This is a genomic window from Vibrio sp. D173a (assembly GCF_030248475.1).
Genome location: NZ_JAHGAH010000298.1, coordinates 1 through 10,028 on the forward strand (window position 1 = coordinate 1; position 10,028 = coordinate 10,028).

Sequence of the window (10,028 nt, forward strand, 5' to 3'; positions counted from 1 at the left end):
ACTTGAGCTTGATACCCTGCTTAATGATCGACTTATCCGGGCTGGCTTTCTCTAAACGTCTCTCTAGTTCAGGGAAGAGCTTATCTTCGATCACCTGCCAGCACTCATCGTAAGTAGCAATGTTTTCGCTAAACGTACGCTCTACCCCAACCGATTTACGCTCGCGTTCCACCACCACTTCGCGGTCATCAATACCATGGCTGCGCTTCCACAATGAAGCGCCTTGGCGCCCAAATTGGCGCAACAACTCACGGTAATCACTGTTTTTTATGTCTTCACATAGATAGAAGCCAGCTTGGTGCAGCTTCTCCAAACTCACTTTGCCAACACCTGGGATCTTTTCCAAAGGCAATTTATCGACTACCTCTTGGACTTTATCGGGTGGAATCACAAACTGGCCATTGGGCTTGTTCATGTCTGAAGCAACTTTGGCAAGAAACTTAATTGGCGCAATACCTGCCGATGCCGTTAGCCCCAACTCCGTATGTATGTCGCGACAAATCGATTCTGCGATTAGGGTGGCAGAGCCTCGGCTGATGAGAGTTTGATTGTATTTCTTCCAGCTGCTTTTTTGTAACGAGGTTTAGACATGAGACTACAGGCTTGAATGAATGTAGCCGATCAGATCGCAAACTTTGGATTTAGTTCCATCGATTTACGAAACAAAGCCCTCTATTTTCAGTTAGCTTAATTCTATTTTTTTGACAGTGCATGGGTTGCCAGCAGCCATGCAGTTAGCAGGTATATCTTTTGTCACGACGCTACCGGCCCCAATAACGGCGCCATCACCAACCTTTACCCCAGGAAGAATAATACACCCGTAGCCGATCCAAACGTCGTTGCCAATTATGACTGGCTCGGCTTTAAGCCTATCAAGCTCACCCGGATGGCCTCGCTTTGTAAGCGCATGGCCGCTGCAATCCATAATCACTGTATTAGGGCCAAAAATCACATTGTTTCCTATTGAAACTTTGTCGTAAGCACAGATGGAAGTGCCTTGGAGCACACATCCTTTGCCGATAAGTATTCTTCCAAATGGCCTGTTATTAACAGAAACACTTGTCAGTTTAGATACTCCAGAAGGAAAAGCGGGAAAATGAGAAGACTCTATGTAACATCCTGAATCAATGGAAATTACTTCTCTTCCATTCTCCAAACCCTCAAACCCATTTGAGCCAATTTGAGTCATAGTTATCGAAGGGCACCCGGAAAATGTCACCCAATTATCCGAGCCAAAGAACTTGCTATATTGTTCCATCAATTCAACTTCAGATAACGCCGAATGATTGTCTGGACAGAGTATTCTTTCGTGGTTATACATCTTAATTCCCCTGCTTAAAGTTATTTGGAATTTCCTGAACTAGACCACTTTCCATCAGCAGCACTCGATCAGCCGATGCTATCGTCTCCGGACGGTGAGCAATCATCAAAATAGGGGTATTGATCTCTTTAAACATTTGGCAAACAAACGACTCCGTATAGATGTCTAAGCTACTCGTCGCCTCGTCCAACAATAGAAACTTGGGTTTTTTATACAGCGCTCTCGCAATGAGAATTCTTTGTTTTTGGCCTCCAGAAAGACTAGACCCCATCTCGCCAACCAAAGTGTGGTACCCCATATTGAGACGTTCAATGTCATCATGAACTCCCGCCCTACGAGCACACTCAACAAGCCACTCTTCATCTAAATCGCCAGCGAAGAAAGTTATATTCTCGATAATTGAACCACTAAACAGTTGGTCTTCTTGTAATACTGCACCGACTTGAGTTCTAAGAGATTTGGAGGCTGTCGACTTATTGCCAAAATAGTTAATGTTACCTGACGTAACGGAATAAATACCTAATAACAGTTTAGAAATTGTTGATTTACCACAACCAGATGGACCGACTAACGCGACAATCTCATTATTTTTTATACTAAAGCTAGCGCCGTTAAGAATAGAAGGCTGATCTTTTCCGTAGGAGAAGAATACATTGTCAAATTCGATAACAGTATCGCTTGAATTATTGGTTAAAACGGGCTGCCCTAGAGCATCAGGATCGCTTTCCACATCTTTCTCAGTTAAAACGATATCCGCTAAACGTTCGTTATATACAGATAACATCTTAAACTCGAAATACTTATCAATTAATGAGCTAATACTGGCAGAAAATCGACCTTGATATGAAAGGAAAGCCATTAACATGCCGATTGTAAAGAGTCCATCTAATACTAAGTTTGCACCAAACCAGAGAACCGTCGCTGACACAAGACTAACAATCGTCACATTCATTGTGTTGTAGATCATCACAAGCTTTTGCTCATGTAGCTGGGCATTTCTTCGGTTAATATTGAGGTTCCGCCAAGAAGACTCGCGCCATGGTAGCGTTCCGTTAACTCTTAAACTCAACACCCCACGAACTGTCTCTATAAAATAACTTTCTTCTTGAGTGCTGGCCTCCCAAGTGTTTTCCTCTGCTCGTTTAAAAGCACCAAACCAAGCAAACCTGAGAGCGATGTAACCAAGTGAAGCGACAATCGCAATTAGTGATAACTGAGGGCTGTAAACCAACATAACCGAAAGTGTTCCAACCACTAAAACTAAGTCGAGTAGAGCCTGAATAGCACTAGTCGTTAACGTTTGTTGAATGACATCTACAGCGGAGAATTTAGCACTAATGCTTCCGATATCCCTTTTTTCAAACCAATCTATAGGTAATCGGAACAAATGATGGAAAACATTTGCCGCCCACTGCATGTTAAAATTCACTGATAGCTTGATTGTCGTCCATTGCTGAGCAAGACCGATTAGGGTTTGCGACGCTGCCACCATAAGTAAGGCTCCAACGACGAGTAAAAGGAGGTTTTTGTCATACCCTACCAACACTTCATCAATCACAATCTGGTTGAAGATGGGTAAGGTAAGCGCTAACACCTCTAATACCAATGCGAACATAAAAATTCGGCCTAATGCTCCTTTGAGGCCAACGGTTTTACCAATCAAAGTTGATAGCCTAACCGCTTTACTTTCAACTTTTTCTTCAAAGTCGTGGGTTGGTATTAGTTCAAGTGCGATTCCTGTAAAATGCTTATTGACCTCATCATAACTCAGTTTCAATAAACCATTGGCTGGGTCGTGAATTTCAATTCTCTTGCCACTCACTTTTTTTAGCACAACGAAATGGTTTAAGTTCCAATGTAAAATACAAGGTGTGGCTAATTGGTCTAATTCATTAAGATCTAAGCGTATCGCACGTCCAGAAAGTTTAAGAAGTGCAGCGCACTCAATAAGCTGTGCGAATGACATTCCATGCTGTGTAACACCGCATTTAGCTCTTAACGATCGCAGGTCGGTTTTGTAACCATGCCAATCAGCAACCATCGCGAGGCATGCAATACCACATTCCGCTTTTTCTGTTTGTCGAATTAAAGAGAGCTTCTTTCCCCACCCCCAATCTATCAATCCTTCTGGATGCATGATCACATTCGCCCTTTAATGGTATACAAAGGCTCTAACAACCACTCATATACTTTGCGCGTATCCAATTCAATATCTGCTGTCAATGTCATACCTGGTACAAACATTTGCTCCTCCCCGTAAACCGAAATTGTGGGTTTGTCTAATTTAACTCTTACTTGGTACAAACCTACTCCACCATAAGTGCGCGAAAGCTGGCTTTGTATCAACGGGCTATTTGGTAACATCTCGGCAGAGACGGCAGATTTTGAGATAGATGAAACAATGCCTTGTTGAACACCAAACTTTTCATAGGGAAACGCATCAAATCGCAATCGGACATCTTGACCTTCTTGAATAAAGCCTATACTCCTACTCGGTGCATATAACTCAACAACAGGCTCTTCGCCTTCTGGGATAACAACAAGAAGCGGTTGACCTTTATTAACGGAGTGGCCTTCCTTAACGAAAATTGACGCAACCACACCGTTAACTGGTGAAATTACCTGAGTATCCGTTTGGTAAAAGTATTCTATTTTGTTTTGAGCCATTTGTTGGAGTTGGCGGTCTATCTCTTTCAGAGCAATGTCAAGTTCCAGCTGGAGCGTTTCTTTCGTTTCTTCTAGTTTGGCTTTTTCTCTCACCAACTGCTGTAAACTTAAGCGCTGGGTTTGTACCTTAGCCTCTAGTGTTATTAGCTCAAGCTTTTGCCTTTGAAGTTCGATAGCTGAGATGAAGTGCCTGTTAACCAACACTTGCTGTTTATCAACCAAACTTTGAGCAAGGCTTAGCTCCTGTTCAGATAGGTCAACAACAATATTTAATATGCCGGCTTCTTCAGACAAGCGTACTAATTCATCATCAATAACCTCTAACTGATGTTGGTGCTTCTCTAATTCTTTATTTCGGCGCTCATTTATCAGAGCAATTTGATTTTCAATGGTTGTGACGATTTGCTGTTTAACGCCTTGGCCAAACTTATCATATCGCTCAGTTTTTATTTTATACAGCGGCTCACCAGCTTGTACTCTTTGGCCCTCAGTAACAGATACTTTTTCGACGTACCCTTCATCATTTGCCTGTATCTTTACAATACCGCCAGTCGGACTAACCACGCCATTCAGTGTATCTCTACGAGTATAATCGGCAAAAACAATGAACATAATAATCGTCATCAAAACGAACACAGATGCAACTACGAATAGGTGCTGACTCAATGATGCATCGATTAAAATCGAACCTTGATTCTCAGACTTCTGCGCCTCAAAATACTCAGGTCGATATAAATGCTTGGCTCTTACTACCACGAGTAATTCTTTCCACAAACAAAACTAAAGTTGCGCTACGGCAATTCTTTGTTGCTTATTTGATACCAATTTAGTGTTTACTTTTTTGGCTGACAAATCGACACCACATTGACAGATCTTGGTTCTGCATTTTGTAGGGAGAGTCGGGAGTTCAATCTTTTCATCATAGATGGAGCCTATCGGGCCATCCTGCATGCACCAAGAACGGTAAATATCGCCGCTAAATGTAACGACTAAACTATCAATACCAGCATAACAGTCCCAACCTACAAAATTGGTTTGATCATTAGCGATGAGATCAAAAGTGGACAGATTCTTGGTTGTACCATCGGCATATTTAATCTGTAGCTCAGCCACTGAAGGGGGAAGTGTTTTAAGCTCTGGTCGACCACAAAAATCTCTCATTATCTGTTCTTGTTCGGGCGTGTACGGATACTTCTTAGTAATCCCACCATGTCCGAAACCTTCAAAAAGAGGCTGGAGAGCAATAGAACAACGGACTTCCTTTTTTAACTTGTTTGCAAACTCCAAACAGTCATCAAAACGCTCGGGAACCATCATGATATTGACGTGAAAACGAGTGGTTTGAGAGGCTTCAAGGATTTTAGATACCTCAATGAAATGAGACTCACTTTTGATGTCATTAATGTGATAACTCAAGCTTACACCACCCAAAAACTGAGTATTGTCGATCCACCATTTCAACGGTTTCGAGCCATTTGAAACAATACTGACTATGCCATCATTACGATGGATGTACTTGATAAGTTGACTAAAATATCTAAGAAGAGTTACTTCGCCTCCTCCAAATTCAAAATATGGTTTCAACTGCAATCTATGTGCATTTTCTAATAGGTCCCTTACAAACTTAGCTACGACTTCATATTTTGGAGCTTTGATATTGCCAGAATTTAGATCAGTGTGACAATATTCACACTGATAATTGCAATTATTAATTAGTGCCCAATTTACGAAAAAAAAACCACTTTCACATTCTAATTTATTAATCAACATTCGATCTTCCATTATATGAGAATATTATTTCTTTAACATAAAGAACTCTAGCTTCGGCAATCAATATAGATAAGAATTGCACAATAATCCCTAAAATCAAAGCCGAATAAAATAAAGGGCTATCAAGGTTAGCAATAAAAAACATTATTAAAAAGGACAGCACCATAAGAATTAGAGCAACAGACTTAATTTCAGATGAAGAGCAAACAACATATCCTTTTTCACCCTTTTTAACTCTAACCCCTCCAAATAATGAATTGCTAAATACGATAGTGTCACCATTCTGTACTCTACATTTTTCACTAGGAAAAAGGTCTTTGATATCCATAATTTATTCCTATTTATACAGCCCTTTATTCAAGGGCTGTGTATTATTAGTTAACGAGTATTTCCAGCACCTACGGTTCCAGCTGCAGCTGCAGCTACCGCAGCTCCGCAAGCAATAGCGCCAAGTCCACCTGTTGCAGCCATACAGCCAGCAAATGCTCCAGCCCATGCTGCTGCAGCGCCTACTGTTGCTGCTCCTTGAGTCTGAGACATTGGACGGTTAGAACCTGGACTCGCAGGGTAGCCACTGCTATTACCGTCACCACCACCATCAACCATAGAGATTTCATCAATACTTAAGTTATACATAATAAGGTATTTCCTCACATTTTAATTACAGTAAAAGAGTACTGCACTCATAGAAATTATCTTGTTAACCAGCCTTTCTTCTTACCCAGAATCTCATCAGAATAACCAAGCAAGTTTGGTAGCCATGTAATCGACTCCAGCAAGGCTGAATATATTGGAGCTTTGAACAATTGCTTATTTGACAAGTCATCAGACAAATCAAAATCTCTTATATATGAGTTCACCAGTAAAAAGTAGATAATCATATGGGCAATGCCGATCAATATTGGAACCCAAATACCCATCGAAACCATAAATCCAAGTAAAATAATGCTCGATGGAAAAATGTACTGTGCTGCGGTCAACAGAAACCAAGGCGATGCACACAAGCCTACTATCCAATGTGCCTTCCAAGCTTCGGTATAAGCTTCTACTCGTCCACGAGCCCAACGTCGACGTTGATTGAATAGACCTTTTGCATCAGTAGGACACTGCGTCGTAGCTTTCGCTTTAGGTGCATAACCGGTACGATAACCGTTAGATATCGCCTTCCAGCACCATGCAATGTCTTCGACTAACCACTCGCTCCATCCACCTAGCTTTTTGACAGCTGAAGCTCTGTGAGCTACGAAGGCCCCAGCCAATACTGGCACGCATCCTAATTTGTCCTGTGCGGCTCTAATCGCACCATAAAAACTAATATGTTCATAATGCTGCAGTTTTCCAATGAAACTGTCTTTGTGATTTTCCGGTGTGATATAACCACACACGGCTGCGTATTTTTCATCAGACCAAAGTTTAGTAACCAGTTCATAGATACCATTTTTTTCAATATAGGTATCACTGTCTACAACGACATACGCTTCCCCGGCAGCTATACCAAGTTCTAGGACGTGGTCTAAAGCAAATCCCTTCCTGCCACCATTAACTTTCCTTTCTACAACTTGGAAGTCATGATTAACCTTGGTATTAGCAACCCACTCCCTAACACCAGCAATTGCATTATTTGTAGAGCCATCATCAATAACGATAATCTGAATTCGACTTGGATAGCTTTGTTCATTTAGCTTGTTTAATGCACAGACTAAGTGTTCCTCATTTTCATTGTAAAAGGGTAGGAATACAGAAACAGTTGGATGGTTACGACTTTTGGAATTAGACTTTTTAAGCTTATAACACCCAAATAAAACTAATGTTGTAATAAATGACAGTAAAGACGTAGCGATTAAAATCACTTCAATAACATCAACCATAATTATCTCACTTATTATAAATAGCTATTTATAAGTTGACTAACCGATTGATAGTCGTACTTTGTATTCAAGTGACCTTGGAGCATGATAAAAGATGAATACTTCGCCTTTCGTAAAGGAAATTTGACTATATTGACATCGAGCCCAATTCTCCTTGCTTCTATTAGTACATTTTGACGAAATTCTTCATCGTTAAATCGAGTAATTGTCCTACGCTCATCATTTTTAAGGCTTTCCTTCAAACACCTCGCTTGATAAAGGTTCGATTGTGAGTGTTCATCAATCCCTAACTCCCTCAACAAGAACTGGTTCTCATATTCATCAAGTAATCTCGAAAATTCTGACGAATGCTCTTTTATTTCACTTGCTGTTAATCCGCTTAGTGAGTAATGGTTAAGCGTGTCAATGAAGTTAACTAGCCAGGACTCTATGAGCTCATGGTCGTCCCATACGGCACCAACACCATTTGCCAGCACATAGTTGCCGAAATCAGGCACCGCTGTCATGGTGCCAAAGTCTAAAAATCTACCATCAACCGATATGTTTGAGCTCGTTAAGGAACCATGTGGTATGCCTTTCACTCTCGATGCTGCAATCTGGCAAGCCAATCGATCAATCATTATATTGAGGGCATCGCCAAGCGGCGCATTCACATTTTCACCTAACAACAAACTTGAAAAGTAGGGCGCAGCCATTCTTACGCGATTGGCATCATTATCACGAAGGTGACGGTAACTTTCCTCTGGCCAAAAGAAGGTGCAACGTTCAAAATGGGCAGGACGTACAGATAGCTCCCTTATTGTTAGTGCGCAGTGTTTATTAGGTTCATCATCTAAATACCCAAACTTATGCTTCGTGTTAGTTTTGATGATAGCTAAAGTACGTATCGCTCCATAAGGAAGATGCTTATGACAAAGTTCTCCCCATATAGCTTCACTGATCGCTTCATCTATAAACAGCTTTCCGTGTGAATGACTTTCAGATATGTTTACTGCTACTAATGGATTACGCCCAATCCCTTTAACTTGAAAAAAACCGTTTAAACCACACCTTGCACTACCACCGTTGCATACTTCATGTCGTGAGCCGTATTGGTCTGCCATAAACTGCTTTTTGTCGTTGGTAATAACCCTCGTTTTATCGGCATAGCCCCTAGAAACATAGCTAAAGTTCTCGATGAGTTCCTTTTTAATCGAGTCTTCATCTAGCTCGATACCGTAATCTTGTATAAGCTCTTTATTGATCCAAACTACTTCACTACCTTTTAGTTTGTAGGTATCAAACAAAACAAATGATTCTTTAGGTAAATCTCTTTCAACATAAGGAGTATTATCTTTTCCTACATACTTATGTGTTCTAAATATTTCAGTAACCATAAATACTCCGTTTATTCGTTTTTATGATATTTCCTTGTTCATCTCGAATACAAACATTGATTTTATTTCTACTTATTTTTGTAGAGGAAATGACATGCTTATATAAATTCCTCAACTGACTTTCTCTATTTTTTTCGACGAACCAGTCAACAATAATCAGATTGCTTCCTTCATTCCAATTCATTGGTTTAAGTGAGAACCTAGGCTGAGTCATATAATTATATAATGTTAAATCGTCTACCCAAGCCCAGATGACATATCCTGTGAATCCAACATCGCTAGATAGTTTAAAAAATTTATACTGCCTGTGAATTACTGCCGGTTTTATCCAATGCAGGAATGAAGCTAGGTTAAGGCGTTGACGTGATTTACACTTCGCCATAATCTCGATGAACACCCCTAGCTCATGCGTTACTTCAACCTTAGATAGTGGCCCATAAGGTAATCCAGAAATTTGACTATTAGATAAAGAAACAGAATTTTCTTTCATTGCAACCTTCTGTGTCTCTACCTTATTTATTGATAACTTCATCTATTAAAAACTTGGAATAAATCTATTTATAATAATTAATGACTTCACCGTTTCGCGATACAGATATCATTACATTGTGAAGTTGAGTACTCAGGTGAATGCGAACACTAATTAGTAAGGGTTGAAATCCCTTATCATGAAGAATTCATTGCTACTTCTTTACTTTATCAAGTATTTCGTTGCGAACAATCACAAATAACTATTATTTATAATTACATTTAGCCCCATCGTCGTCAATAACTTTTATAAATCACAAGCGATATAAATATCAATAATATCTATTGATTAGGTATTTTTTCTAGATATTTTTACTATTTAAATAGCCATAACAACTTATGCATTAGTCTTTATTTAAATTTAGAAGTTAAAAAATTTTTATCAATCGAGTTTTACTATAAACATTCTCCTCACACGCCTTTGTTTCGTAATTCAGTTTAGAGACAAAGACGACCGTTCAGTGTATTTCTTAGGCTTAATTTCCCACCTAACAGCTG

Annotated in this window: 9 protein-coding genes and 1 pseudogene; all 10 read right to left on the reverse strand. The window is 40.0% G+C overall.

Annotated features, from left to right (window positions below; all coding sequences use genetic code 11):
• Positions 1–532 (reverse strand): annotated as a pseudogene (locus KIV40_RS24525) (DNA polymerase IV); the annotation flags it as partial.
• 150 nt (positions 533–682) lie between these two features.
• Positions 683–1,321 (reverse strand): acyltransferase, encoded by a 639-nt coding sequence (locus tag KIV40_RS24530; protein ID WP_285351792.1) that lies wholly within the window; start codon positions 1,319–1,321, stop codon positions 683–685.
• A gap of 1 nt (position 1,322) precedes the next feature.
• Positions 1,323–3,458 carry a peptidase domain-containing ABC transporter gene (locus KIV40_RS24535; RefSeq protein ID WP_285351794.1) on the reverse strand — a complete coding sequence of 712 codons (2,136 nt, stop codon included), beginning with the start codon at positions 3,456–3,458 and terminating at the stop codon, positions 1,323–1,325.
• A gap of 2 nt (positions 3,459–3,460) precedes the next feature.
• The gene (locus KIV40_RS24540) at positions 3,461–4,744 is read right to left on the reverse strand and encodes an HlyD family efflux transporter periplasmic adaptor subunit (protein WP_285351796.1); all 1,284 of its coding nucleotides are present in this window, start codon (positions 4,742–4,744) and stop codon (positions 3,461–3,463) included.
• A 24-nt stretch (positions 4,745–4,768) separates the two neighbouring features.
• Complete coding sequence (locus KIV40_RS24545) at positions 4,769–5,758, reverse strand: radical SAM protein (protein ID WP_285351798.1); 990 nt, start codon at positions 5,756–5,758, stop codon at positions 4,769–4,771.
• The gene (locus KIV40_RS24550; RefSeq protein ID WP_285351799.1) at positions 5,748–6,086 is read right to left on the reverse strand and encodes a hypothetical protein; all 339 of its coding nucleotides are present in this window, start codon (positions 6,084–6,086) and stop codon (positions 5,748–5,750) included. The genes KIV40_RS24545 and KIV40_RS24550 overlap by 11 nt, the downstream gene beginning before the upstream one ends.
• A 50-nt stretch (positions 6,087–6,136) precedes the next feature.
• Positions 6,137–6,394 carry a hypothetical protein gene (locus KIV40_RS24555; RefSeq protein WP_285351802.1) on the reverse strand — a complete coding sequence of 86 codons (258 nt, stop codon included), beginning with the start codon at positions 6,392–6,394 and terminating at the stop codon, positions 6,137–6,139.
• A gap of 56 nt (positions 6,395–6,450) precedes the next feature.
• Complete coding sequence (locus KIV40_RS24560; protein WP_285351803.1) at positions 6,451–7,626, reverse strand: glycosyltransferase family 2 protein; 1,176 nt, start codon at positions 7,624–7,626, stop codon at positions 6,451–6,453.
• A 14-nt stretch (positions 7,627–7,640) separates the two neighbouring features.
• The gene (locus KIV40_RS24565) at positions 7,641–9,002 is read right to left on the reverse strand and encodes a protein adenylyltransferase SelO family protein (protein WP_285351804.1); all 1,362 of its coding nucleotides are present in this window, start codon (positions 9,000–9,002) and stop codon (positions 7,641–7,643) included.
• Positions 8,992–9,492: a toxin-activating lysine-acyltransferase gene (locus tag KIV40_RS24570; RefSeq protein WP_285351806.1), complete on the reverse strand. Its 501-nt coding sequence runs from the start codon at positions 9,490–9,492 to the stop codon at positions 8,992–8,994. Before KIV40_RS24570 ends, KIV40_RS24565 begins: the two co-directional genes overlap by 11 nt.
• Positions 9,493–10,028 lie beyond the last annotated feature (536 nt).

Excerpts from the sequence above, each read along its gene's own strand:
- KIV40_RS24570 (WP_285351806.1), bottom strand. The coding sequence starts at position 9,492 with ATGAAAGAAAATTCTGTTTCTTTATCTAATAGTCAAATTTCTGGATTA.
- KIV40_RS24550 (WP_285351799.1), bottom strand. The coding sequence starts at position 6,086 with ATGGATATCAAAGACCTTTTTCCTAGTGAAAAATGTAGAGTACAGAAT.
- KIV40_RS24530 (WP_285351792.1), bottom strand. The coding sequence starts at position 1,321 with ATGTATAACCACGAAAGAATACTCTGTCCAGACAATCATTCGGCGTTA.
- KIV40_RS24545 (WP_285351798.1), bottom strand. The coding sequence starts at position 5,758 with ATGTTGATTAATAAATTAGAATGTGAAAGTGGTTTTTTTTTCGTAAAT.
- KIV40_RS24555 (WP_285351802.1), bottom strand. The coding sequence starts at position 6,394 with ATGTATAACTTAAGTATTGATGAAATCTCTATGGTTGATGGTGGTGGT.
- KIV40_RS24565 (WP_285351804.1), bottom strand. The coding sequence starts at position 9,002 with ATGGTTACTGAAATATTTAGAACACATAAGTATGTAGGAAAAGATAAT.
- KIV40_RS24560 (WP_285351803.1), bottom strand. The coding sequence starts at position 7,626 with ATGGTTGATGTTATTGAAGTGATTTTAATCGCTACGTCTTTACTGTCA.
- KIV40_RS24535 (WP_285351794.1), bottom strand. The coding sequence starts at position 3,458 with ATGCATCCAGAAGGATTGATAGATTGGGGGTGGGGAAAGAAGCTCTCT.